This window comes from Paenisporosarcina sp. OV554 (assembly GCF_003058165.1).
GTDB lineage: Bacteria > Bacillota > Bacilli > Bacillales_A > Planococcaceae > Paenisporosarcina.
Window position 1 is genome coordinate 57,794 of sequence record NZ_QBUC01000005.1, and the last position, 24,875, is coordinate 82,668.

Annotated in this window: 30 protein-coding genes and 1 pseudogene; 8 read left to right on the forward strand and 23 right to left on the reverse strand. The window is 38.1% G+C overall.

All coding sequences use genetic code 11. The features are described from left to right. Nucleotides 1-75: 75 nt before the first annotated feature. The 5 genes from C8K15_RS06020 to mntR all read right to left on the reverse strand — a co-directional run bounded on the left by C8K15_RS06020 (nucleotide 76) and on the right by mntR (nucleotide 3,869). Nucleotides 76-357: a GNAT family N-acetyltransferase gene (locus tag C8K15_RS06020; protein ID WP_108585522.1), complete on the reverse strand. Its 282-nt coding sequence runs from the start codon at nucleotides 355-357 to the stop codon at nucleotides 76-78. 34 nt (nucleotides 358-391) lie between these two features. Beyond that, a complete protein-coding gene (locus C8K15_RS06025; protein WP_108585523.1) occupies nucleotides 392-1,360 on the reverse strand; it encodes a ring-cleaving dioxygenase in 969 nt (322 codons plus the stop codon). 119 nt (nucleotides 1,361-1,479) lie between these two features. Beyond that, nucleotides 1,480-2,394 carry a DUF1002 domain-containing protein gene (locus tag C8K15_RS06030; RefSeq protein WP_108585524.1) on the reverse strand — a complete coding sequence of 305 codons (915 nt, stop codon included), beginning with the start codon at nucleotides 2,392-2,394 and terminating at the stop codon, nucleotides 1,480-1,482. 161 nt (nucleotides 2,395-2,555) lie between these two features. After that, the gene (locus C8K15_RS06035; protein ID WP_108585525.1) at nucleotides 2,556-3,422 is read right to left on the reverse strand and encodes a CvfB family protein; all 867 of its coding nucleotides are present in this window, start codon (nucleotides 3,420-3,422) and stop codon (nucleotides 2,556-2,558) included. Nucleotides 3,423-3,446: 24 nt separating this feature from the next. After that, complete coding sequence (gene mntR, locus C8K15_RS06040) at nucleotides 3,447-3,869, reverse strand: transcriptional regulator MntR (protein WP_024536757.1); 423 nt, start codon at nucleotides 3,867-3,869, stop codon at nucleotides 3,447-3,449. 261 nt (nucleotides 3,870-4,130) lie between these two features. Here mntR and C8K15_RS06045 point away from each other — a divergent pair, with 261 nt between their 5' ends. Then, nucleotides 4,131-4,286: a lmo0937 family membrane protein gene (locus tag C8K15_RS06045; protein ID WP_108585526.1), complete on the forward strand. Its 156-nt coding sequence runs from the start codon at nucleotides 4,131-4,133 to the stop codon at nucleotides 4,284-4,286. Nucleotides 4,287-4,322: 36 nt separating this feature from the next. On the opposite strand, the gene C8K15_RS06050 is transcribed toward C8K15_RS06045, so the two are convergent. Genes C8K15_RS06050 through C8K15_RS06060 form a run of 3 tightly spaced genes read right to left on the reverse strand, consistent with a single transcriptional unit; the run spans nucleotide 4,323 to nucleotide 7,921 of the window. Beyond that, nucleotides 4,323-5,441, reverse strand: a complete 1,119-nt coding sequence (locus C8K15_RS06050) for a GNAT family N-acetyltransferase (RefSeq protein ID WP_108585527.1) — start codon at nucleotides 5,439-5,441, stop codon at nucleotides 4,323-4,325. A 19-nt stretch (nucleotides 5,442-5,460) separates the two neighbouring features. Further along, complete coding sequence (locus tag C8K15_RS06055) at nucleotides 5,461-7,569, reverse strand: heavy metal translocating P-type ATPase (RefSeq protein WP_108585528.1); 2,109 nt, start codon at nucleotides 7,567-7,569, stop codon at nucleotides 5,461-5,463. Then, on the reverse strand, nucleotides 7,556-7,921 hold the full coding sequence (locus C8K15_RS06060; protein WP_108585529.1) for an ArsR/SmtB family transcription factor: 366 nt from the start codon (nucleotides 7,919-7,921) through the stop codon (nucleotides 7,556-7,558). Before C8K15_RS06060 ends, C8K15_RS06055 begins: the two co-directional genes overlap by 14 nt. Nucleotides 7,922-8,281: 360 nt before the next feature. Here C8K15_RS06060 and C8K15_RS06065 point away from each other — a divergent pair, with 360 nt between their 5' ends. Together C8K15_RS06065 and C8K15_RS06070 are read left to right on the forward strand one after the other, a co-directional pair. Continuing rightward, nucleotides 8,282-8,701 (forward strand): universal stress protein, encoded by a 420-nt coding sequence (locus C8K15_RS06065; RefSeq protein WP_108585530.1) that lies wholly within the window; start codon nucleotides 8,282-8,284, stop codon nucleotides 8,699-8,701. 59 nt (nucleotides 8,702-8,760) lie between these two features. Then, a complete protein-coding gene (locus C8K15_RS06070) occupies nucleotides 8,761-9,741 on the forward strand; it encodes a DmpA family aminopeptidase (RefSeq protein ID WP_108585531.1) in 981 nt (326 codons plus the stop codon). A gap of 47 nt (nucleotides 9,742-9,788) precedes the next feature. Here the strand turns inward: C8K15_RS06070 and C8K15_RS06075 are convergent, their stop codons facing one another. From C8K15_RS06075 to C8K15_RS06095, 5 genes are all read right to left on the reverse strand, one after another. After that, a complete protein-coding gene (locus C8K15_RS06075; RefSeq protein ID WP_108585532.1) occupies nucleotides 9,789-10,133 on the reverse strand; it encodes a fluoride efflux transporter FluC in 345 nt (114 codons plus the stop codon). After that, entirely contained in the window at nucleotides 10,130-10,477 is a 348-nt protein-coding gene (locus C8K15_RS06080) for a fluoride efflux transporter FluC (protein ID WP_108585533.1), read from the reverse strand. Before C8K15_RS06080 ends, C8K15_RS06075 begins: the two co-directional genes overlap by 4 nt. A gap of 137 nt (nucleotides 10,478-10,614) precedes the next feature. Further along, nucleotides 10,615-10,908: a penicillin acylase family protein gene (locus C8K15_RS06085; protein ID WP_369973712.1), complete on the reverse strand. Its 294-nt coding sequence runs from the start codon at nucleotides 10,906-10,908 to the stop codon at nucleotides 10,615-10,617. A 280-nt stretch (nucleotides 10,909-11,188) separates the two neighbouring features. Further along, nucleotides 11,189-12,103 (reverse strand): UDP-N-acetylmuramate dehydrogenase, encoded by a 915-nt coding sequence (gene murB, locus C8K15_RS06090; RefSeq protein ID WP_108585534.1) that lies wholly within the window; start codon nucleotides 12,101-12,103, stop codon nucleotides 11,189-11,191. A gap of 75 nt (nucleotides 12,104-12,178) precedes the next feature. Then, entirely contained in the window at nucleotides 12,179-12,487 is a 309-nt protein-coding gene (locus C8K15_RS06095) for a winged helix-turn-helix transcriptional regulator (RefSeq protein ID WP_108585535.1), read from the reverse strand. 273 nt (nucleotides 12,488-12,760) lie between these two features. On the opposite strand from C8K15_RS06095, the gene C8K15_RS06100 reads away from it, so the two are divergent. Next, complete coding sequence (locus C8K15_RS06100) at nucleotides 12,761-13,282, forward strand: YceI family protein (protein WP_108585536.1); 522 nt, start codon at nucleotides 12,761-12,763, stop codon at nucleotides 13,280-13,282. A 72-nt stretch (nucleotides 13,283-13,354) separates the two neighbouring features. Here C8K15_RS06100 and C8K15_RS06105 read toward each other — a convergent pair whose 3' ends face one another. Beyond that, the gene (locus C8K15_RS06105; protein WP_108585537.1) at nucleotides 13,355-14,377 is read right to left on the reverse strand and encodes a S66 family peptidase; all 1,023 of its coding nucleotides are present in this window, start codon (nucleotides 14,375-14,377) and stop codon (nucleotides 13,355-13,357) included. A gap of 101 nt (nucleotides 14,378-14,478) precedes the next feature. Here C8K15_RS06105 and C8K15_RS06110 point away from each other — a divergent pair. Next, nucleotides 14,479-14,778, forward strand: a pseudogene (locus tag C8K15_RS06110) (DUF2500 domain-containing protein); the annotation flags it as partial. A gap of 65 nt (nucleotides 14,779-14,843) precedes the next feature. Here C8K15_RS06110 and C8K15_RS06115 read toward each other — a convergent pair. Both C8K15_RS06115 and C8K15_RS06120 read right to left on the reverse strand, forming a co-directional pair. Continuing rightward, nucleotides 14,844-15,479: an FMN-dependent NADH-azoreductase gene (locus C8K15_RS06115; RefSeq protein ID WP_108585538.1), complete on the reverse strand. Its 636-nt coding sequence runs from the start codon at nucleotides 15,477-15,479 to the stop codon at nucleotides 14,844-14,846. 106 nt (nucleotides 15,480-15,585) lie between these two features. Then, nucleotides 15,586-16,293, reverse strand: coding sequence for a DsbA family oxidoreductase (locus C8K15_RS06120; RefSeq protein ID WP_108585539.1), 708 nt, complete (start codon nucleotides 16,291-16,293; stop codon nucleotides 15,586-15,588). Nucleotides 16,294-16,451: 158 nt separating this feature from the next. On the opposite strand from C8K15_RS06120, the gene C8K15_RS06125 reads away from it, so the two are divergent. Further along, complete coding sequence (locus tag C8K15_RS06125; protein ID WP_199224069.1) at nucleotides 16,452-16,646, forward strand: hypothetical protein; 195 nt, start codon at nucleotides 16,452-16,454, stop codon at nucleotides 16,644-16,646. 38 nt (nucleotides 16,647-16,684) lie between these two features. Here the strand turns inward: C8K15_RS06125 and C8K15_RS06130 are convergent, their stop codons facing one another. Both C8K15_RS06130 and C8K15_RS06135 read right to left on the reverse strand, forming a co-directional pair. Further along, on the reverse strand, nucleotides 16,685-17,614 hold the full coding sequence (locus tag C8K15_RS06130) for a manganese-dependent inorganic pyrophosphatase (protein ID WP_108585540.1): 930 nt from the start codon (nucleotides 17,612-17,614) through the stop codon (nucleotides 16,685-16,687). A 129-nt stretch (nucleotides 17,615-17,743) separates the two neighbouring features. After that, entirely contained in the window at nucleotides 17,744-18,181 is a 438-nt protein-coding gene (locus tag C8K15_RS06135) for an RrF2 family transcriptional regulator (protein ID WP_108585541.1), read from the reverse strand. 153 nt (nucleotides 18,182-18,334) lie between these two features. Here C8K15_RS06135 and hmpA point away from each other — a divergent pair, with 153 nt between their 5' ends. Next, nucleotides 18,335-19,519: an NO-inducible flavohemoprotein gene (gene hmpA / locus C8K15_RS06140; protein WP_108585542.1), complete on the forward strand. Its 1,185-nt coding sequence runs from the start codon at nucleotides 18,335-18,337 to the stop codon at nucleotides 19,517-19,519. A 15-nt stretch (nucleotides 19,520-19,534) separates the two neighbouring features. Here hmpA and C8K15_RS06145 read toward each other — a convergent pair whose 3' ends face one another. Continuing rightward, nucleotides 19,535-20,335, reverse strand: a complete 801-nt coding sequence (locus C8K15_RS06145; protein ID WP_108585543.1) for an alpha/beta fold hydrolase — start codon at nucleotides 20,333-20,335, stop codon at nucleotides 19,535-19,537. Nucleotides 20,336-20,413: 78 nt separating this feature from the next. Beyond that, complete coding sequence (locus C8K15_RS06150) at nucleotides 20,414-21,205, reverse strand: GNAT family N-acetyltransferase (protein WP_108585544.1); 792 nt, start codon at nucleotides 21,203-21,205, stop codon at nucleotides 20,414-20,416. Between the two features lie 223 nt (nucleotides 21,206-21,428). Here C8K15_RS06150 and C8K15_RS06155 point away from each other — a divergent pair, with 223 nt between their 5' ends. Then, nucleotides 21,429-22,244 (forward strand): GNAT family N-acetyltransferase, encoded by an 816-nt coding sequence (locus C8K15_RS06155; protein ID WP_108585545.1) that lies wholly within the window; start codon nucleotides 21,429-21,431, stop codon nucleotides 22,242-22,244. A gap of 19 nt (nucleotides 22,245-22,263) precedes the next feature. On the opposite strand, the gene arsC is transcribed toward C8K15_RS06155, so the two are convergent. The 3 genes from arsC to C8K15_RS06170 are packed head-to-tail and all read right to left on the reverse strand — an operon-like array spanning nucleotide 22,264 to nucleotide 24,340. Next, nucleotides 22,264-22,683, reverse strand: coding sequence for an arsenate reductase (thioredoxin) (gene arsC / locus C8K15_RS06160; RefSeq protein WP_108585546.1), 420 nt, complete (start codon nucleotides 22,681-22,683; stop codon nucleotides 22,264-22,266). Between the two features lie 14 nt (nucleotides 22,684-22,697). Then, complete coding sequence (locus C8K15_RS06165; protein WP_108585547.1) at nucleotides 22,698-23,993, reverse strand: arsenic transporter; 1,296 nt, start codon at nucleotides 23,991-23,993, stop codon at nucleotides 22,698-22,700. Nucleotides 23,994-24,007: 14 nt separating this feature from the next. After that, on the reverse strand, nucleotides 24,008-24,340 hold the full coding sequence (locus tag C8K15_RS06170) for an ArsR/SmtB family transcription factor (protein ID WP_108585548.1): 333 nt from the start codon (nucleotides 24,338-24,340) through the stop codon (nucleotides 24,008-24,010). Between the last annotated feature and the right edge of the window lie 535 nt (nucleotides 24,341-24,875).

Consider the following 24,875-nt stretch of genomic DNA (forward strand, 5'->3'; position numbering starts at 1 on the left):
ATGTGAGGATGAAGAATATGACGAATTACACGTGAAAGGCAATCCACTAAGATTAATTAGCGGATTGCCTTTTAATTATGCTTTAAGGTCTTCATATTCATCAGATTCATTAAATGCAGATACCACATACGAACAAACGGCTTCCATTTTATAACTGTTCTCACGAGCAAATTTTGCTGAACGATCGAGTAACTGCTTGGCTACCCCTGTACCTCGAAGTTCTGGAATAACGAATGTGTGATCCATTACCATTACATCCCCAAGCAACGTCCATGTGATTTCCCCTAAAGTTTTTCCATCTTTTTCATGCACAAATGCATACGCATCCTGACCCAATTCTTTATACTGAAATTCCATTTCTCACCACTCCTTTTTGACAGTTTAGCATACCTCACTCGTTGAATGTTAATGGACGGAGTGAAGCTTCTATTTGTTCGCGACGAGGTTCTAAAAATGGTGGTAATGCGAGAGTTTCACCCAACGTTTCCATTGACTCATCTGTAGCAAATCCAGGTTCATCCGTCGCTAGTTCATACAATATTCCATTCGGTTCGCGGAAATAAATTGATTTGAAGTAATAGCGATCGACTTTACCAGAAGTCATGAATCCTCTTGCACGCAATAATTCTTCCCATCTGTCATAGTCCTCAAACGTCTTCACACGAAATGCAACATGATGAACACTACCTCTACCTGGTCGTTCCAGTGGTAAATCAGGTCGTTCTTCAATATGCACTTCAGAAGCGGGACCTCCATCTCCTGTAGAATATACGGTGATATCAGGCATTGCTACTACAAATGAAGGATACGATCCAACTTTTTTGAACCCCAATACTTCAGTTAAAACAAGTTGCGTTTGTTCAGCCTTCCGAACGGTTAACGTGACATGCCCTAAACCAACCACTGTAAATTCTTCTGGAACACCCGATTTTGTCCAAGGTGTACCGTATGGAACACCTTCTCCATCATCAACGACTAACATGAGTCGAGATCCTTCAAAGTCTTCAAAATACATCGTTTTTCTACCAAAACGTTCAACCACATCTTCAAAATGAACTTGATGTTGTGTAAAGCGTTCTTTCCAATAACTCAAAGCAGCTTCACTTTTCACACGAAAAGCTGTATTACTTATACTCGATGCTCCTGCGACAGTCCTGGCCGCTCTCGGAATATCGAAATACGTCATATCCGTTCCGGGCGTACCTACTGCATCCGCATAAAACAAATGATACGAAGAAGTATTATCTTGGTTTACGCTTTTTTTAACGAGTCTCATACCTAATATACGAGTAAAGAAATCATAGTTTTTTTCCGCATTCGCTGTGATAGCGGATACGTGATGAATGCCTCCTAATTCCATGAAATGCCTCCTTATTATAATATCTCGAATTCGAGATGTTTTTTCTTATAGATTATCATCTGTAATAGCATTGCGTAATTTATGTGATTTTATGAAAAAAACCTCCATGAGAGGAGGTTTTAGTTAAATAATGATCGTATTGAATCAATTAAATTGTTAAAAAAGTTTTTAACACTTTGCCAAAAACCTTCGTCATCAACGATATTTCCAATTTTATCTTCAATGGTTTTACTTAAGTCATTTAACTGATCAGACCATTTACTAAAATCAATATCCAATTGACGAATTTTGTCCATTAAATCAATTAATAATTGACGATCTTCAGGGCTTAACTCGATTTTTAAATTAGTTAATTGTTCTTGTACAATTTTTTCGACTTCTTCTTTAGTTGCTGGGTTTTGTTCTGCAATATCTTTTTTAATCTCGGTTAAGAGCTCACTTACTTTTGCTTCGTCAATGTCTGATTTATTCGCTAATATAGTTGCAACTGAAAGTTCTTCATTTGCCACATCAGTTCGTTCTTTGTCTAGCGTTTCTCCACTCACTTCATATGCTTTGTAAATTCCGACTAAAGCTGAATGACCTGTTACTTTTTTTGGAGCTGCGACTTCTACTGTAGCGTCTTCAATTCCAGCTGTTAACATAGCATTTTCGTACATTTCAGCTGTTACTTGTGTAATATTATCTTCAGTAACTATATCGATTACTAAGCCTTTTCCAGCATCTTGACGTGTAATCTTCGCAGATGAAAACATTCGAGCAGAAGCGTCACCATCTTTAATATAGTTTACTAAATCTTCTCCTGTCACAGAGATTTCTTCAACTTCCGATTCGTTGGTTACTTCAAGACTATCTTTAACGCTTGCTTTTTCTGATTCTGTTAAATCAGCTCCGTATACAACAATAGGCATACCAAATTTTTCATTAATTCCTTCATCTGAAGACGAAGATCCAGTGCTAGCTAAAGCACCTGAAGGCAAGATCAATGAAGCTGCCAGTAAGAACGAAACGAAACGAACACTATTCTTTTTCATATCTTGTTCTCCTCTCAAAATAACTTTTTCCGATTAAAGCGGGTGTCACTAATTTTTTTAGCAGTTGTTCCTCTTATTAGTACGAAAAAAAGGTACAAAAAGTTTCGGTGAGCATTAATCTCGCCTTTCTCTTTGTACCTCTTAACCACATTTTCTGCATTTTAAATGTTGGATTTAACTATCGTCCAACCATCTTTTTGCTCAATTTTTTTCTCTTTCATTAACTTGCCTAATGCCCGTTTGAATGAGGCTTTACTTAAGTTAAACATGTCATAAATTTCATCAGGTGATGATTTATCTGTAAACGGCATTTTACCACCCATATCTTGTAAGTAACGATATAAAGTTTCGGCGTCATCCATTAATCTTTCTTCTTTACGTGGCAGCATCGAACCATTCAATGAGCCGTCCTCTTTAACCCCAATGACACGAATATCAACTTCTTCACCCATACGCGGTTCAGCCATTTGTTCTGTATGGTGGACAAATATCCGGTATCCTTGAGGGACACTAATTAAGAATGAACCGATTGGCAATAGGCGGTATGCACGTGCCTTCAAGTTTTCATTCATTACAGAAGTCGGTGCTTCCACGAATGTTTCAGCAACACGGTCTTCTGTTGCCAGGCGACCGAATAAATCTCCATGAAAATCGGTTCTTAATGTCATGTATAAATGGTCTCCGATTTTCGGCCATAGCTCTTTTAATAATGGCAAGTCAGATGGTTTCACAATTACTTCACGTGAACTGCCGATATCGACAACCGCACCTTCACGCTCATCCATTTTAATCACTCTCGCCCAACCGTAAGTACCTTTTATTACATGTGGCAATGCGGAAGTTGCGCTTAAATTTCCGCGACGATCTTTAAATAAAAACACTTTGATTGTATCGCCTTCTTGTACTCCTTCAGGTGCTTCAGATCCGTTAATTGGTACTTCAATTTCACCATTGGATAATATCCATTTAGAAGATTCTTGTGACTTTACTTGCAAGTCTACAATTTCTCCAGATGCCATTTCGCTCATAGTGGACACTCCTTTCACTTTTACCTATTCTGATTGTTGCTGTTCTTTAAGTTCTTCTAATTTCCGAAGAAACTCAGGATTCTCTTCCAACGCTTGATTTAAGTCAGCAATCCGGTCAATTGAATTCCAGCTCAAGTGGTGTTCGATTCCTTCTACATCTTCATATATTTTGTCTTCCTGTACGCCAATTAAACGTAAAAACTGTTCCAACAAATCATGTCGTTGAACTAAACGTTTACCTAATTTCAAACCTTTTGGAGTTAACATAAGGCCGCGGTAGCGTTCATAGATCAAGTAGCCATCTTTGTCGAGTTTTTGAACCATTTTTGTTACAGAAGAAGGAAGAACTGAAAGAGATTCAGCAATATCCGAAACACGCGCATATCCTTTTTGCTCAATCAGCATATAGATTTGTTCGATATGATCTTCCATACTAGGTGTCGGCATTACTCTGTTCCTCTCTTTCCATAGCTTATATAAGTGTACTATAGTCGCTATCCGTTCTCAATTAATAACGAAAAGCTGAAAGTGCCAATCTACCTCGACACCATTAAATGAGGAGCCTGACCTAAGCAGCTTATGTAATTCTATCTCTTATGCACGATAAATTTTATTTATTTCATAATATTATGTTCAGACGGTTTATGACTAAAATATCAAGGGTAACTTATTACTATCAAAGCCTAATTGCAGAGAGGATGAGCTTGAATGGGTAGAATGCTATGGATGATTATCGTAGTATTAATAATTATTTGGGTACTAGGACTTGTACTTAAAATTGGCGGCGGTCTAATTCACTTACTTTTATTGATTGCAGGTATTATTTTAGTTATACAATTAGTCACAGGAAAACGAAAACTTTAACAAAAGGGATGTCCGTATAATACGGACATCCCTTTTTTATTTTATTTTCGCATAAATACAGGTATCCCGAACATATTTCCCATCTGCAGAAAGTGAATCTTGTTTTAGAATGCCTTCTAATGTGAATTTTAATCTTTCTGCAACAGCTCGACTTCTGACATTATCAATATCGCAACGAATCTCTACTCTTCTTGCACCAAGATCTTCGAATGCAAACTCCGTTAAACGCTCTGCGGCTTCTGTCATATAGCCCTTACCTTCAAAGCGGCTGTCTAACCAATAACCAATTTCCACTTTTGGAATATCCCAATTTATTCGATGAAAACCACTTGCCCCAATAAACTCACCTGTTTCTTTCAAGAACAAATGAAGTCGTAAATCTTTTCTTGTCACGAAATCAGCCACAGCTTGTCGTATATTTCCTGTTGTGTCTTCGATTTTTTGTATGTTTTGGGCCCATGGCATCCAAGGTTGAAGGGCTTTATGGGAAACTTGGACACTTTTCCAAACGAGTGGTGCATCTTCCACTTTTGGCGCCCGAATAATTAATCTGTCCGATTCAAATGAATCAGGGAACGTCCGCATCGCGGTATGAACTTTTGCCTTCGTCGGTTCTGTCACCTGCTGATCATCCCATAAGACAGGCGTTGTTGTGCCTTCATTAAAATCTTCCCTCGTAATGCCGTAGGTGATGGCATCGTAATAAGAATTCTCTTTCGGGGAAAACCAAGCTTTACGCAAATGTCCTTCTTTTACAAATCCCGCACGTTCAAAAGTTTTACGCATCGCAAAGTTATCTTGACGTGTGTGACCTTCAACACGAATTTTCATTTCAGGTAGATTAAATACATACTCCGCCACTTTTTTTAGGGCAGCTGGACCATATCCATGACCTCGATAACTTTCTGCTATGCGTAAATCAAATACAGGAATTTCATCTTGCAAATCAAACACTTTAACGATTCCTACTTTTTGATAATCATCATTTTCGACCCAAAAAGTTTTGACTTCGTCTGACTCGTAGCCGCCCTCTTCAATAGTCTTTTCGATAATTTCTCTCGCTGGATTCGAATTCCCATGAAAAGGCCATGCATTCGTAGTCATAAAATGTATCAGTTGTTCTTGCTCTTCCATTGTCCATTCTGTTAATCGCATGCTTCTCCCCCGAACTGCGTTACTTTTGAATGCGCATTAACCTCATTGAATTTAAAACAACGAGTAACGTTGCACCCATATCTGCAAATATCGCAATCCAAAGAGTTAACCATCCTGGAATGATCAGCAGTAACGCCACTATTTTTAAACCTAATGCAAACATAATATTTTCTTTAATAATACGCAATGCTTTTCTACTCAATTGAATGGTATATGGAAGTTTTTCTAAGTCGTCAGCCATTAAAGCAACATCTGCCGTTTCAAGGGCTGCATCAGTTCCCGCTCCCCCCATTGCGATACCAACCGTCGCCGCAGCAAGGGCTGGAGCATCATTCATTCCGTCCCCTACCATTGCCACACGTCCGAACTCACTACGTAATTTTTTCACAGCGTGTAGTTTTTCATCGGGCATTAATCCTGCTCTGACATCAGTTAAATTTAACATTTGTGCAATTGCTGCTGCTGTAATCGGATGATCTCCAGTTAGCATCACCATATGTTTAATCCCAAGTTCTCGTAATTTCTTAATAATCATCGGACTTGTTTCTCTTATTGCATCTGCAACAGCTAAATGTCCTGCATATTGATGATTAAAAAGAACAACCATAACCGATTTCCCTTGTTGTTGGAGCATTTCTACGTTTTCCTTTACATCGTCTGAAATGGTCGTTATTTCTTCTGCCCATTTCAAACTACCTATCGCTACTTCTATTCCATCAACTGAGGCATTCACACCTTTGCCTGTAACCGAGTTGAAATTTTCAATCGGTGATTGGACAATATTTTGAACCGATGCATACGCCACAATCGCTCGTGCTAATGGATGTCCTGAATACGATTCGACTGACGCTACTTTTTGAATCACTTCGTTTTCTGTAAAAGTAGCTCCTGCTGATATGTCAGTTACTTCTGGAAAACCTTTAGTTAACGTCCCAGTTTTATCAAAAGCAATGGACTGCAAGCGGCCCATTTCTTCTAAATGAATGCCCCCTTTGATAAGAACCCCTTGCTTCGCTGCATTGCCAATTGCGGTAACAATAGCAACCGGCGTTGAAACGACAAGGGCACAAGGACAACCTACGACTAACACCGCAAGCCCTTGATAAATCCAAGCTTGCCAATCGCCAATAAATAGAGGAGGAATTACAGCTACAAGTAAAGCAATAATTATGATGCTCGGTGTGTAATACTTGGCAAATTGATCAACAAATTTTTGAGATGGCGCTTTTTCCGCCTGTGCTTCTTCTACTAAATGAATGATTTTTGCAATCGTGGTATCTTCTACTCGTTTCGTTACACGAACTTCAAGGGCACCTTCTTCATTTAATGTACCAGCAAACACTTCGTCTCCTTGCATTTTGACAACAGGCATTGATTCTCCTGTAATCGGAGCTTGATTGACTGAAGAATAACCAGTCAATACCTCGCCGTCCATTGCTATTTTTTGACCCGGTTTTACAAGAAGTGTATCGCCAATAACGATATCTTCCGTAGCTAGTTCCATTATTTCATCATTTCTACGAATAAAAGCACTTGCAGGAGCAATATCCATTAGCTGTCGAATGGATTGACGTGCTTTAGTCATCGAATATGCCTCTAGTGCTTCACTGACTGCGAATAAGAAGACAACCACGGCCCCTTCACGCCATTCTCCAATAATTGCAGCACCAATAATCGCAATGGTCATTAGTGTCTTCATATCGAAGTAAAAACGGGATAAATTTTTCAAACCACTCCAAAACATTTCATAGCCGCCAATACCTATGGATAAAGCAAAAAAGAATATCGCGTATGGATCTGCCTCAGACGTTTGAAAAGAAATAATTGTCCCTACTACTAAAAGAATAAATGACAGGAACGTTATGATATTTTCTTTTCTTTTATAAAAAGGCGTATTTTCAATGATTCGATTCGAAGTCAATGGCACGACTTTAATGCCATCAAATGCTCCTGCTTTTTCTAACTCTTCGACAGTAATTGGACCAACTACACGTAATTTTGATGCCCCAAAATTAACATTTACTTCGCTGATCTTCGGTAGGGCTTGAATGTTTTTCTCGAATTTCATAGCGCAATTCGCACATGTTAAGTTTTCTAATCGGAATTCTTGTTGATTAGATTCTTTCATGTTTTTCGCCTTCTTTCGCATGTTCATATGCAATTTTCACAAGTTGATCAACATGATCATCTGCTAGTCGATAATAAACAAGCTTGCCTCTTTTTTGTGACTTGGCCAAATCGATATCTTTTAAATAACGTAAATGATGTGAAGCTGTTGCTGTGGACGATTGAATAATCGCTGCCACATCACATACACATAATTCACTTTGGAGCGTTAATGCATATGAAATTTTTAATCTTGTTTCATCTGCTAACGCTTTGAATATAACGGCCATGCCTTTTAATTCAGGTAAGTTTTGTTTTACATATTTCACATCTTCTTCATGCACGCATGCTACTTCGCATGTTTCAGTATTCATTGTATCAACCCCTCATTCAAACGTTCATTTGATTATTAAATAAAGTATATGCTCGAGTACTTTGAAAAGCAAGGACAGTCACATGATGATTTTCCAATTTATATAGCCGAGACGGTTGAGAAATCAGGTCCAGGTTGACGCTTGGGTCTTCCAGGTTGACGAAGTGACTCTCCAGGTTGTACAAAATGACTTTTCCGCAATCTTGTGTCTGCTTCGGCTAATCAATAATTATTATGAATGTGTGTAAATAAAGGATTTAACTTCCACTCTAGAGAATATATATTTAAGTACATAAGCTGTTTACTTGCATTGAATTGTAACGAATTGCAGGGAAGAATCACTCACTATGGGGGGATTGTGTTGTATAAAAAAATTCTAGTTGCTGTAGATGGCTCTTCGCACTCAAAGAGAGCAGCAACTCACGCTGTTTTCTTAGCTAGTTCCACTGAAGGTGCACACGTCACGTTACTCTATGTTTTGGATTACGATAAAACACGAACTGAAGTCATTCATAGTATAAGTAGTGAAGAGCTACACATTGATCGCAAAAACAAAATTTTACCCATTAAAGAATTATTCACATCTCAAGGAATTTCGACTGAAATCAAATTACTTCATGGTGAAGCAGGACCAGTTATAGTCGAACATGCCAACAAAGAAAATTATGATATTGTGGTCATTGGCAGCCGTGGTCTGAACACACTGCAAGAAATGGTGCTTGGCAGTGTTAGCCATAAAGTAGCAAAACGAGTTCATTCACCGGTCTTATTAATTAAATAATAAACTCAGACTGGTCCATTCATGGGTCAGTCTGAGTTTTGCATTTGGAGATGATTAACTTGAAAAAAGGCGCGTTAAATTTAATTACTGATGTACCAGGTGTGAAAATTGGACACGTCACCTTGCATCAAAACATCAATGATAAGGATTCAATTTGCACAGGTGTTACAGCAATCTTGCCTCATAGTAAAAATTCTTTTTCACAAAAAGTTCCCGCTGCAAGTTTTGTATTAAATGGCTTTGGGAAAACGGTTGGTCTCATTCAACTCGAAGAATTAGGACTGATGGAATCACCTATTATGCTTACGAACACATTTAGTGTCGGAGCTGTTTTAGAAGGAACTCTGTCCTATATGTTGGAACAAAATCCCGCTATCGGTGACTCAACGAGCTCACTCAACCTTGTTGTCGGGGAATGCAACGATAGCTATTTAAATTCAATGCGTCTTTTAGCTGTTCGTCCACACCATGCAGTAGAAGCTTTAGTAGCTGCTAAGTCTGGGTGGTTTGAGCAAGGAGCTATCGGTGCGGGTAAGGGCATGATTTGTTACGGAGTAAAAGGAGGTATAGGCAGTTCTTCACGAATGGCTCAACATAAAGAACTTAATTTCCATGTTGGCGTACTTACACTTACGAACTTTGGTCGTGCACATGAATGCCGTATATCTAATTGGGACAAAGATGAAATAGACAAGCCAGATGGTTCCGTCATTATCGTTGTCGCTACAGACGCTCCTGTTGATGCACGGCAATTGAAACGACTTGCTAAACGGGCTGCGATTGGCCTTGGTAGAACTGGTACACATATACATAATGGAAGTGGCGATATTGTCATCGCGTTTTCTAATGCTAATACGGTTGCTCATGAGTCAGACATTCCGTATGATTCACATACACTCTTACGTGATGATCACCCACTAATGAATGAATTGTTCCAAGCTGTTATTGAAGCAACTGAAGAAGCCGTATATCAATCCATACGTCACGCAGAAACCACACACGGTCGTTTAGGAAGAGTTGTAGAAAAAGGAATATTCTAAAAAAACTGCCACTCCGTCACAATAAATGACAGAGTGGCAGTTTTTAATTATTTAAGGGCAATCCCAATCCACCATCCGATAGTGACGAATAGAAATCCGCCGATGAGGGTGAACATCGCATAACTAGTAGCTTTTCGCATTTCACCTTTATACCAGCTTTCCACCAATTGCACTGCAAACGTTGAAAACGTGGTAAATGCACCTAAAAAGCCTACTATCCAAAAGATAGCCATCCAGCTTGTTTTCGTGGCTATGTGTAATGATAAGCCCATCAGAAATGAACCTATCCAGTTAATGAATAAAATCCCTTTCATTCCTTGAATCTTCAGGGATATGGCATAGCGAAATATGGCACCGAAGCAACCGCCAAGAACTACTGCTAGGAGAGTCATTTAGAAAATCCCCCAATCTTAAATCCAAGCGCAGCTGCAAAAAAACAAGCCAGAGTCATGCCAAGTCCATAGACAACTGCTAATCCCATATTTTCTTGCATTAAAACTAGCCACTCAGCAGAAAAGGTTGAAAAAGTGGTAAATGAACCGAGAACTCCTGTTGTCCACAAAACGGATGCCGTTTTCCCAGTCGCCACAGCACGCCCTGTCAACCACCCTAAGACGAGGCTCCCTATTCCATTCTCCAACCATAGGACAAGCATGTCTGACGTCGTGACCATAATGGTATAGCGTAATAATGTGCCTATCATTCCACCTATGCCTACCAATAGAAAATTCTTCACTACCTTTTCACGCCCTAACAATTACTCGTTTGGAGTTAATGTTAACGTATGGGGATCTTGTATGTCACCATTAATCACCGTTTCGTGATAGTCCCCCTCCGCCCAGTCATTTACTTGGTTGTGAAACCACTTCGATTTCATATGCCCACGATGTGATGGGCACTTGATAAATCCTGTAAATCTGCAACAAATCGCCACGAAGCTCCGTGATCAATAGAACCATCCTCTGTAAATCCTACTGCTTGAACTGAGATATTTGATCCACCAATAGGCACAGGTTTTGGATTCAAGAAATAGGCAAAGATTGGCGATGCACCGCTTAGTGGATGGTCGAAGGTTAATTGATGATAATCGCCCCACTTCCAGTCACTCGGCTTATCGCTACCAACAATCCAAGCTATCCACTTTCCAATCCGCCTTCTTCTGGTCATGACCTTATCCCATTAAACTTTCTTACTATTTCGAGTGAAAAGGAAAAAGTCCTGCATAAGCAAGAAAAGCTAAAGTTTGATCCGAAAACAAAAAAACTAGAGGACTGTAGAAAGCCCTCTAGTCTATCTCTTCTGCTTACGCTAATTTCACATTAGCCACTTGTTCTTTTGCAGTTTCTTTCCACGAGTAGGCATAACAAAATTACCTTGACGAATAATCGTCTTTTCTGGTAAGCCAATTACAAAAAGCCTCGAATTCAAGAAAATTCGAGGCTTTTTATTATTCATTTTCGCCAACAATTTTCACTTCGAGGTCAAGGGAAATTCCGAATTTCTCTTGAACCTTTTTGCGGACCATATCAATTGTTTGAATATAGTCTGTTGCAGTTGCGTTATTTTTATTAACAATAAAGCCGGCATGCTTCATCGAAACTTCCGCACCGCCAAATCCCTTGCCTTGTAATTCACAGTCTTGAATTAACTTACCTGCAAAGTAGCCAGGTGGACGCTTGAAGACACTACCAGCTGACGGATATTCTAATGGTTGTTTCGATTCACGTAAATGAGTTAAATCTGCTACCTTTGCATCGATTGTTAATTGATCACCTGGTACTAGGTCAAATTCTGCCGACAACACATAATAACCTTTTTTGGTAATCACACTCATACGATAATCTAGCTCGAGTTCTTCTTTAGACAATACAAGCTTTTCACCTTCGTGCGTCAATACAGTAGCTTGGAAAATAATATCTTTTATCTCGCCACCATAAGCTCCTGCATTCATCGCCATTGCTCCACCTACAGAACCCGGAATTCCGCATGCAAATTCAAGTCCTGCTAAAGTTTCCTTCACTGCAGCTCTTGAGACATCAATGATGTCTGCACCACTTTCAGCATATACACGAGTTCCATTAATTTTAATGCAATTTAACTTAGACAAGTTCAAGACGATTCCGCGGACTCCGCCATCTCGAACCACCATATTAGATCCATTACCGAGCAATAACAATGGAATTTGGTTGTGGTGAGCATAAGACACGACAAAAATAGCTTCTTCTTCAGATGTCGGAGATACAAATAAATCTGCTCGACCACCCATTTTTGTCATGGTGTGCAAGGAAAGTGGTTCATCTATTTTGACACATTCGTGTGAAATTTTTATAGTTAGATCGTCAAACCAACGCTGTTTATTCATGAAAAGCCAAATCCTTTCGCTTAACTCTTTTCATTACATAGTATGCGTATTGACGACCAATTTGACAAGTGATTTTCAAGATAACCATACTTTTGACCAATGTTCTATGTTTGCAATTGCATCTTTCAGCCCTTTTCCTTTTTCTGTTAACGAATATTCCACTTTGACAGGCACTTCTGCAAAAACATGACGTTCGACAATTCCTTCTTTTTCTAACTCTTTCAATCGCTCAGATAAAAGGCGACCACTTACTGGCAAGGCAGATTCTATTTCGTTAAATCTTTGAGGACCATCTAATAACTGATAAAGAATTAGTCCCGTCCATCTTTTTCCAATGAGATCCATCGCTTTAGATAAACGCGGGCATAATGTAGTTTCTTTCATATTTTCACCTCTATTACTTCTAATTATAACCCAAAAAAAAATTCGTGTAAAACAAAGTAATTTAATTACTAGATGTAATCACGTAATTATTTAATATTAACTTACATATAGTAACTTTGTGGAACTAATAATTTATTTCCATACAAAATTGCCATGACACTTATAAATATTTGTCTCGAATTAAAGATATTTTAATTCAGACATATTGACATCGAGATAATACCCGCATATAGTAGGTTATAGAAATTAAAAAACAAATTGGAGGAATTTATTATGAAAAAATGGAACGTAGACACAGCTCACTCAAGCATTGGATTTTCAGTAAAACATATGATGGTATCTAAAGTACGTGGAAGTTTTGGTGATTTTGGCGGAGAAGTTGAAGCGAATGAAACAGATTTAACTGCTGCAAACATTGCATTTAACATTAAAGTGGCAAGTATAAATACTGGAAACGAAGATCGTGACAATCACCTTCGTTCTTCTGATTTCTTTGATGCTGAAACATACCCAGAAATTAAGTTTGTTGCAAACAACATCACGAAAAAAGACGATGAATATGAAATCGCTGGTGATATCACAATTAAAGATGTAACGAAACCAATTGTATTTGAGGCTGAATACGGTGGTAAAGGTACAAACCCATGGGGACAAGAAGTAGTAGCTTTTTCAGCTGAAACTAAACTTAACAGAGAAGACTTTGGTTTAACTTGGAACCAAGCACTTGAAACTGGCGGAGTATTAGTTGGTAAAGATATTAAAATCACGATTGACCTTGAAGCTAACCCGGTCTAATAGCTTAATAGGTTCACTTGCTTCAAAAAAAGCCGTTCTACTCACTTTTTCTGAGAAGAACAGCTTTTTTATTTATACTTTTAAGTTCATCGTCATTTCGCCTTTTCCATGAGCAACCTTAATTTCTGAATATGCACCATTTACGAAAGTCATTTGTGGTGGAACGTGTCCAAAATCGGCATTGTAAATAATCGGTAAGTTTGTCTCATCCGCTAATCTTTCCAAAGCATCTAGAGTTGTGAAACCACCCACTTCTTGACCAGCAGACGTACGTCCAAATAGAATACCTGTTGCGTTATCAAACCATCCGGATTGGTGCATTTGCATTAATGTTCGGTGGAAATCAGTTGCTGACATTTCACAGTTTTCCAAATACCAAACGAGTGGTTCATCACGTAAATGAGTTTTTTGGAATTCTCTTACATTCCCGTATGGAGTGCCAATTAAATGTCGAATAGTGTCCATACACCCCCCCAGCAAACGACCTTTCATCTCTACAGATGAATTATTGACGGTTTCCCACTTCGTTTCAGTATCCAAGTTGAAAACATAAGGATCTGGTTCTTTTTCATGAGACCATTTCGATTGGTAATGTGAAGACGAAACTTGAGTAATTGTTACGTCTCCTTCTGAAGAAAGTATTTCTAGAACTTTACTGGTCGTTGGATCCCATTCATCACTTCGCAAATCTACTAAATTCGTACCATGTGCAGTCGCGATGCCTGTCTTTAACGTAAATGCAAACAGTAAAGTACTCGTATCTGAATAGCCAAGAATCCATTTTGGTTGAACTTTATCCCATTCAATAAGTGGTAAAATCTCTTGCAAGATTTCTCCTCCCCATGGTGGAATGATAGCCTGGATGTCCTTATTTTGAAGCATTGCATTTAGTTCGGCAGCACGCGTTTCTTTCGAAGATGAAGCGGCTTTATATTGTGTCCACACAGTTTCTCCGATTTCAATGTGGTAACCCCGTTTTTCAAACTGTTTTTGGCTTTGGTGTACTAAATCGTGTAATTCAGTATCTACACCAGATGAAGGAGCTGTAATACCAATAGTTTGCTCTTTTTGAAGGGCTTTTGGGTATCGAATCATTGTTGTCACTCCTTTTTTGTAAGATTGAAACTATTCTACATTGTTTTCGTATCTTATAATAGAGGAGATGAGAAATAATGGATACGTATGTATTTGGAGGAATGGGTATATTTTTTGTGTTTTTTGTTATCATTTTCACTTTAGTAATCGGTACATTTATTTTTGTTGCAGTTAAAGGAATTTCTCAATGGTCTAAAAATAATAAATCACCTGTGTTAACTGTACCTGCGGAAATAGTTGCAAAACGTACAGAAACTACAGGAGGTCATGGTGATTCATCAGCAAGTACTTGGTTTCAAGTCCAAAGCGGCGATCGATTGGAGCTAGACGTTACGAGTAAAGAATACGGTATGCTTGCTGAAGATGATTTAGGAATACTTACCTTTCAAGGAACACGTTATCAAGGCTTTGAAAGAAAATTGTTCTATAAAAAAGGGTCGGACATGAACATGTCCGACACCTTTTTTTATACAGTTACATTCGCTAAACGGTTTGCCACTGCTTTAACTTCTTGCATTCCGTCAGCAATAATTTGTTCTGCACGATCTTGGAATTGTGCATGTCCCTCGATAATCACTTCTTCGATATTTGTAATGCCGAAGAAGTTCATGATCATACGAACATAATTAACACTCATTTCAGATGGAGCCATTTCAGGTGTTGAGTAAACACCACCACGTGCATTCAAGATGATGACTTTTTTATCCGGCACTAATCCAACTGGACCGTTTTCATTGTAACTAAAGGTTACGCCTGCACGATAAATGTAGTCAATAAACGTTTGAAGTGGAGCTGGAATTGTTTTGTTCCACAATGGGAATGCGAAGACTACGACATCAGCATCCAAAAATGCGTCCATAGCTTTGTTTGATGCTGTTAAAATGCGTTGTTCGATATCCGTTAATTGCTCAGCTTGTGCTGACTTACCCATTGCATTAAAGAAATCTTGACCGAAATATGGCATGTCTTCTTTGAATACATCAAATGTGTTGATGTTTAAGTCATTCGTTTGAGTTAGTTCATTCATAAAAACTTCGTGCATTTTACTAGAAACGCCTTCTGAAGAAGGACGGTTATTTGCTTTGACAACTAATATGTTCATTTATAGAAACTCCCTTTTACCCTAATTTTATATATCTTTAATTCAAGATATACTGCAATAATAAAAGAGCGTAGTCGAAAAGTCAAAGACAATGCTCTCATATTTGTTAGATTTCACAGTTGTCGTCTTTACAAATTCCTGCGTTTTTTTGTCCAAGTGTTTGAAGTTTAGGAGAGATGCCTTCTTCTTCAGCTACTTTTCTCAACGCTTCTTCAAACGCTTCTGCAGGCTGGGCCCCAGAAATCGCATACTTACGGTTAATAACAAAGAAAGGAACTCCTTGCACACCAAGTGACATGCCTTCTTCGATTTCTTGTTTCACTTCAGTTTCAAATGCATTAGAAGCTAAAACTGCAGCAGCTTGTGTACGATCCAAGCCAATTTCTTCGATTAAGTTAAGCAATACTTCGTGGCGACCAATTTCTTGTGCTTCAATGAAATACGCTTTTAACAATCGTTCACTAGCTTCAGCAGGTTTTCCTTGCGCTTCTGCCCATTTAGCTAATCGATGTGCATCGAATGTGTTCGCTGGTTTAATGCGATCAAAATCGTATTCGAGCCCAACTGTTTGTGCCTGCTGTTTTACAGAAGTAGTCATTTGTTTTGCTGCTTCTGGAGTTGTTTGATACTTTTCTGCAAGCATTTCATATGTTGATTTGTCTGAAATGGCAGGAGAATTGGGATCTAGTTCATACGCTTTAAATTGAACTTCAATGTTTTCAGTTAAGCCTGATGTTTGAATCGCTTCTTCTAAACGACGTTTTCCTATATAACAAAATGGACATACATAGTCTGACCATACTTCAATTTTCATTTTGTTCACCTCAACATAATTGTAGTGTGTTCTGGATAGAGTCGCAATTTTTTTGCTCGTAACCAGCGTCTTTCTTTTCGTCCGATTTTCTATATCTTTTGGTTGATTTCGCAGTCTATTAATAGCCATGCTAAAGTGTTCTAGCTCTACTTCATGACATGGTTCAAGAGGGGGCGCAATTTCTCATTTCGACTCATTCACCCATATTGATGGCCTATCCGGAAGCTACCATTTTAGAAATACAGCAAGATCAACTGACACCCACTGCTTTTGAAGACGTGGAACATGTTCGCTTAACTGCTGATTTTTTAAAAGAGCCCAATCGCTATTTGCGTCACTTATTCGAAAAGTAAAAGCCGACTCCAAAAAGGAATCGACTTTTACTTTTTTCTTATTCACTTAACGCTTCTGTTAAAACTGGAACTACTTGTTTTTTACGTGATACAACGCCTTTTAATACCGCTATGTTGTTTACAAAAGGAACACCAAATGCTTGTCCCGCTTTCTCTGCTTGACTACCTAAAGCTAGCGCCACTGAGTCGTTGTTTAAAATATCGGTAACGATGAATAGGAACATATCTAATCCTTTTTCAGCAATTTTTCGATAAATTAAATCTTCTAGTTCTCCTTGACGGACCATTACTTCATTTACGTCGACCGCATTAATTTGAGCGATCTCCACTTTATAGTCTCCCATACCAAATTCTTTTGCATCGAGTGTCAATAAGTCTTCAAGCGTTTTGCCGCTTAAATCGGCTCCCGCTTTTAACATAGCTAACCCATACTCTAAAGCATCCACTCCTGCAATGGTTTCAAGTTCTTTCGCAGCCGCAATGTCTTGTTCAGTACAAGTAGGTGATTTAAATAATAAGGAATCTGAAATAATCGCAGATAGCATTAATCCTGCAATGTCTGCTGGGATCTTTACGCCATTTTCTTTAAATAGCTTATTTAGAATCGTCGCTGTACATCCTACTGGTTCAGCACGGAAATATAATGGATCTGATGTTTCAAAGTTTGCAATTCGATGATGATCAATAACTTCTATTACTTGGACATCATCAATATCTTCCACACTTTGTTGTTTTTCGTTGTGATCAACTAAAATGATTTGTTTAACATCATTTGAAGCTTTCTCAATGAACCGAGGCGCTTCAAAACCGAATTTTTCTAAAGCAAATGCTGTTTCATTTTGAACTTCGCCTAAACGAACCGCTTCTGCATTCATTCCTAATTCACGTTTCAGATGCGCATAAACAATCGCAGAAGAAATCGAATCTGTATCTGGATTTTTGTGTCCTACTACATATACTTTTTCCATGTGTATCCTCCAATAATTCAAATATCAGATGTTCAAAAAGTCCGCTAAAAATAGATGTCCAATCTCTTCGGCTCTTTTTGTGCTCCTTTTTGAACACGTATTATTATCACGCTGTTCATTTTAACATACCTATTTCATAAACAAAATGGCACCAAGTTGTTCTTTATTTACTAGTACATCTTGCAAAGTATGTCCATCAAGAACTTTAAAATAAGCTTCTAACGCGTCACGTAATAAGGTACGAAGTTTACAAACTGGGGTAATGACGCATCGGTTAGTTGCGCAATTAAAACATTCAACTAAATAAAAATCATCTTCCGTTCTCCTGACGACACTTCCGATATTGATTTCAGCTGGATCCATAGAAAGACGGATACCACCCCCTCGACCACGGATTGTTTCGATGTATCCATGTTTACCTAATTCATATGTGACTTTCATTAAATGATTTTTCGATATGCCATAGGCAGTTGAAATTTCTTGTATAGTTGATAATTGCGATTTTTCTTTAGCACCCACGTACATTAAAACGCGCAGTGAAAAATCTGTGTACATCGTTAAACGCATAACCTCACCGTACTTTCTCTCATCATTATAACGATTATGTCTTTTACGTGAAAGAAATGTGTCTAAAAAATTAAAGATGTATTTTATATATTTCTTTAATAATTTTACAGGCGTATAGTTAAGCTATTAAAAGATAAAGAGGAGGAACCTTAAATGTTATCTCAGAAATCAATTGATATCGTCAAATCAACAGCACCCATTTTAGCTGATCGAGGTGTAGAAATTACAAGTGTCTTTTACAAGAACTTATTCACTGCTCACCCAGAATTACTAAATATGTTTAATCACGTTAATCAGAAACAAGGAAGACAACAAACTGCTCTTGCCAATACGGTTTATGCAGCCGCCTTACACATTGATAATTTAGGTGTATTACTTCCTGCCGTTAAACAAATTGCTCAAAAGCATCGATCATTAGGCATAAAAGCAGAACACTATCCAATCGTTGGTGAACATCTGCTAGGGGCCATAAAAGAAGTCTTGGGTGATGCCGCAACAGATGAAATTATCCAAGCTTGGGCGGAAGCATACGGAGTGATTGCCGATGTCTTCATCTCGGTGGAAAAAGAGATGTACAAAGCAGCACAAGAACAAGAAAATGGCTTTGCAGAATTCAAAAACTTCAAGATCGTGAACAAAGTAGCTGAAAGTGACATCATCACATCTTTCTACCTGCAACCAACAGATGGATCTGGAGTACCGACTTTCCTTCCAGGCCAATATATTACGGTTCGTTTAACTATTCCAGGTGAAACATATTTGTTCAACCGTCAATATAGTCTGTCACAAGCTCCTAATCAAGATACATTCCGCATTTCAGTGAAAAAAGAATACGAAATGAATCCGAATGGAAAAGTTTCAGTATTCTTGCATGAAAATATTCAAATTGGAGACACAATCGAAGTAAGTGCTCCAGCTGGTGATTTCTATTTAGACATGGAAAGTACACGTCCTGTTACGTTGATTAGTGGCGGAGTAGGAATAACACCTATGATGAGTATGTTGGATACCATTTCTAAAAATTCTCCTACTCGTCCTGTAGCTTTCTTACATGGTGCAAGAAATAATGCATTGCATGCTTTCGATAAAGACGTTCGCAAATTAATGTCGACAATGGAAGACACAACTTATATGTCGTTTTATTCAGATGAAAATCGATTACTTACAAAAGAATTATTAGCAGAAAATGTTTTCTCAAATAGTGATATTTATGTTTGTGGTCCTGTTCCATTTATGAAAGCGATTATCCCTACCCTATATGAACTTGGGTTTGCTGAAGATCGTGTTCACTTCGAGTTTTTCGGTCCTGCTGTTTCTTTGGAACCAACTCACGCATAAAAAAAACAAAAGCTATCACCCAGTTGAGGTGATAGCTTTTGTTTTTTGTTTAGTTGAAATAAAGTCGATCGACAGCCGATTAAATATATCCGGTTGATCAATGTTACACACATGACCTGATTCTTTAATTTTAATGAGTTTAAATTCTGCGTTACGCTTCACCACTTCTTCTACTGGTGGCATAAACAAGTAATCCTCCACTCCCATTAAGAATAGGGTTGGTATGGAATTTGTTTTCATTTGCAACCTAGATAAATAAGGGTTAATTAGCTTAGTTAAAGAGAACCATTTAATAAACTCTTTTTGACACATTTTTTTCGCTTGGTTTACGAAAATTGAACGTGATTCTTCATGACGCTTTTTCGGCATGATAATCCAGGCGAATAATTTATATAGCAACATATAAGGAATAAAACGCTTTGTCACACGTCCTGTCCATAATAATAGTTTTGTTCGGATATCCAATCGAATAACAGCTCCGCCTAATATGAGGGAAGATATTCGTTCAGGAAAACGTTCTGCTATCGTTTGGGCAACAATTGTTCCGAGTGACATACCAATAACATGTGTGCGTTTTATATTTAATTCATCTAAGACAGTTTTCACTTCATCTGCAATATGGACAAATGAATCGCCTTTCTTCCAACGTCCACGAGCAGATTTGCCGTGTCCTCGAAGGTCGATTAATAAGACATTATGTGCTTTTCTAAACTCTCGTATTTGCTTGTACCAAATGGAAGAACTCCCACCCGCTCCATGAACAAAAGATACCCAAGGCGCATCAGGTGATACGATATAGGTTTTATAATGAAGCATTGTGTTCAAACTCCTCTAGCAGTCTATTTTCTCTATTAAACCACCTGACATGCTGTGGCATCAACAGATTTCGCTAGATTAATATGTCCACATGCTCCATTTCCCTATGTCTACGAAGCCTATTCGCTTATAGATAGCACCTGCAGAGGGGTTGTCATAAAACAGACACAACATCTTATTTTCTTCTAATAACTCACGACATAGCTTCGACATACAGTAAGTTGCTAATCCTTTTTTCTGATGACTAGGTAAAGTTCCCACACCCACAATCATCGCAGATTGACTGTTTTCAGCTGCGCTTGATGCCGAACTAATGATGGTGCCTTGATCTTTGATAAAGTACGCACGTGCGAGTCCTTTTTCTAAAGAAACTTGCTTATGCTCGACACTATAATTACCTTCAGAAAATTCCGGAATAGCTTTCATTTGATTAATTATATCTCGAGCATCATCAACTCGGGCTTTCTCTAATGTGATTTCGGTTGGAATTGTTGGGAGTAATTCTGCCGATTCGCATTTAGCGTAATAGAGAACGCGTGGCTTTTTCGGTTTTGCGGTTATATAAGGAGTTAACTTATTAACGATTTCTTCAATTCCAGACAAGTAACTGAACGATACATCCTTATTAATAATAGTTGCGATTCCTTTTGCATCAAAATCTCCTGGTGCATAGACAATGAAGTTTTTATCATATTTCAACAGGACAGCTCTTAGGTTTCCTTGATCATTGAAATCACCCCATAGGGTTTGGATTGACGAATGAAAACCATGACCTTCAATATCTCCAATTATAAAGACATTTTCAGCTGGTTCTTGTGATACAAAATTCATTGTCAGTTGGCGATCTATTTCTTGTAATTGCCTTATCATGTGACTTCTTCACTCCTTAGCACTTTAGTCTATATTTTGTTTACAAAGAAGTATTGTTACTTTATAACGTTATTCCATAATAATTCCATTATCATATTAAATATTACCCATTATTTTCATTTTTATAGAAAAATTACTCTTAAAGCAGTGTATAATACTTATTAAAATGATAATATTACACTAATCAGCAAGCATTTCTTTCGATACAGAAAAGAGGTTATTTATGGTAAAGAAAATGGAGAAAAAGTACATACCTTTAGAATCTTTTTTTGCAGAAGTTTCACAAAATGAAGTCACGCTTACATATACTGCTATCGAAAATATCGTCGGTCAACCCTTACCAAATGCTGCTTTTCTGAATAGTAGTTGGTGGAAAAAAACGAAACCACCTGCAACACACTATTTAGCTTGGATGAACTCTGATTATACAATAAAAGAAATAGACTTAGGACGGTCAATCACTTTTATTAAAGAGTCCGATGAGATAAATGTGAATAGTTCTTCTCCTAATCCTAAAAATATATTAATTATTCGCCCTGTTGATTTAGATGATGCACGTTCTTTTATACATCTTCAACAAGATATTGATTCAGAATCTGACTTTATGCTTTTCGGCAAAGAAGAGCGCAAAATATCAGTTCAAGCCATCCGCAAGCGAATTGGAGAATGGAAAAAATCCGATACTTCCAGAATATTTGTCGGTATCCTTAATGGAGAATTTGCTGGCTTTGTCGCTGTAGTTACTGGCCCATCTCCTCGAGCAAGTCACTGTGCTTCTATCGTAATTGGTGTACGTAAAGCTTACTATGGAAAAAGTGTTGGTACATCGTTAATGACTAAAGCAGAAGCGTGGGCACAAGAAGTTGGCATTTCTCGTTTAGAACTTACAGTGATTGAACGCAATTTTCCCGCATTAGCCCTTTATAAGAAAATGGGATATACCATAGAAGGCACGCGAATTAATTCCTTATTCATTAATGGTGAATATCTAAATGAATTGTATATGGGGAAATATCTAAAAAGTGACGACGTGAAATAAATCACGTCGTCGCTTTTGTTTATCTTCCAGATTTCGAAAACTCTTCAATTCTTGCATCAATTTCATCACGGACTCTTTGAAACACAGCCCACTTCTCTTCTTCCGTGCCTTCAGCTCGTGCAGGATCGTCAAAGCCCCAATGCCAGCGTCTCACATGAGGTGGAGTCATTGGACATTTGTCGTCAGCATCCCCGCACAATGTCACTACGAAGTCTGCTTTATTTAATAGCTCAGTATCAATCATATCCGATGTTTGGTTACGAATATCTATACCCACTTCATCCATCGCTTTAATGGCTATTGGATTAAGTCCATGTGCCTCAATACCAGCTGAATATACATTATACTTTTCACTTAAGTACTTATGACCAAATGCTTCAGCCATCTGTGAGCGGCATGAATTGCCGGTACATAAAAAATAAAATATTTTCTTTTCCATGAGTATCATCCTTTTTAATGAATTAGAGTTAACCATAAATAAAGTCCAGTTAAGGTAATGAATAAAGTAGGAACTGTTAATATTACACCTAGTTTAAAGTAATATCCCCATGCTATTTTTACGCCTTTTTGACTTAATACATGCAACCATAGTAAGGTCGCAAGAGAACCAATTGGTGTCATTTTCGGGCCTAAGTCAGACCCGATAATATTTGCATAAATGAGAGCTTCTCGCATCACACCAGTTGTATTAGTATCGGCAATCGCAAGAGCGTCAATCATGACTGTTGGCATGTTGTTCATAACTGCGGATAGAATTGCCGCGATAAAGCCCATACCAAGTGTTGCAGTATATAAACCATGACTAGTTGTCCATTCAATTACTTCTGTTAACACTGAAGTTAAGCCAACATTACGAAGTCCATATACAACGACATACATACCAATTGAGAAATAGACAATAGCCCATGGAGCGCCTTTGATTACATTTTTCGTGTGAACTGCCGAGCTTCTACGTGCAATGAACAAGAAGATAAGAGCTACACTTATTGCAATAAAGGAAACGGGAATATTGAATGATTCGCTTAAGAAATAACCAATCAATAATATGCTAAGTACATACCATGAAACATGGAACATGCGAATATCTTTTAACGCTGCTTTTGGCTCTTTTAACATCTTCTCGTCAAAATGTTTCGGGATTGATTTTCCAAAGAATAAATACAGTACCAACATACTCGCTGCAACACTAAATAAGTTTGGAACAAACATGCGCGATGCATATTCGATAAATCCAATGCCAAAGAAATCTGCAGATACGATATTTACTAAGTTACTGATGACAAAAGGAAGTGATGCGGTATCTGCAATAAATCCGGAAGCCATAATAAACGGTAAAATCATCTTATCTTTAAAATCAAGTGCACGAACCATAGCTAATACAATCGGTGTCAGGATGAGGGCTGCACCATCGTTTGCAAACAAGGCTGCTACTACCGCTCCAAGTAACGTGACCAGTAAGAACATGCGAATTCCGCTTCCTTTTGCAAAGCGAGCCATATGCAGGGCTGCCCATTCAAAGAACCCAATTTCGTCTAAAATTAACGAAATGATAATTAACGCAATAAACGTTAATGTAGCATTCCAAACAATTTCGGTTACATCAATTACGTCTTGAAGATTCACAACGCCTACTAGAAGGGCAATTGCAGCTCCAGCCATTGCTGACCAACCAATTGAAAGCCCCTTAGGTTGCCATATTACAAAAATTAACGTCACAATAAAAACTATACTTGCTAACCATAAATCCATTTTGAATCCTCCGCTTATGCTTCACACATGACTTTTTTTCCTTCTTTAATTAAGTCTTCTACCGTCCGGGTTGGAGCGGGTAGTAAACTGAGTAAATGTATCAATACAGGAAATTGAGGGTGTCGAACCTGCAATGACCAAATTGTCCAGCGACCTCGTTTTTCTTCACTTACAATGCCCGCATCTTTTAATTTACGCATATGCTGACTAATTGCGGGTTGGGTCATTTGCAGCAATTCGGTCAGTTCACATACACATAATGATTGATGCATGAGATAGCTTAGAATTCTAAGACGATTTTGATCACCAATGCCTTTTAAATATTGTTCCATTGCTAAATAATCCATAAGCATCTCCTTATCTATTTATGAATAATTTCATTATATAAGCATGTCCTTATGAATTCAATGGACAATGCAGAAACTACTTTATTCTTAGAAGAGATCCGTAAGTTCAACTGAAGAAGATAAGGTTCCAGGTCGCTTAGGACGCTTTACCTGCTGCACCATGTGCTATAGAACAAAGGGATGGGGGAATGTGGCGAAGTCACATTCCCCCATTACTTTTCATTAGGTAAAGATGCAGCATGATGCTTTCAAAAGCTCCACGGAAACCTGAGTGATAAAGTGGTTTTAGGTTTCATGGTTGCCACTAAACAGTTCCAGTCCGCTTGAGAAGCTTTAAATTCTGTACCTAGCCTTAATCTTAAGAACAAAGTTGACTAGCTATAAATACGCTTTCTTCTTTCGAAAAGTAGCGCAGCGAAATAAAACCATTCAATAAGCCTTATATAGGTAGAAGTGATGAAAGTTTGAGTGCCAAGATCACCTGTAAGAGTAAGGGGGATGTGACTTAGTCACATCCCCCTTACTCTTATCTAGA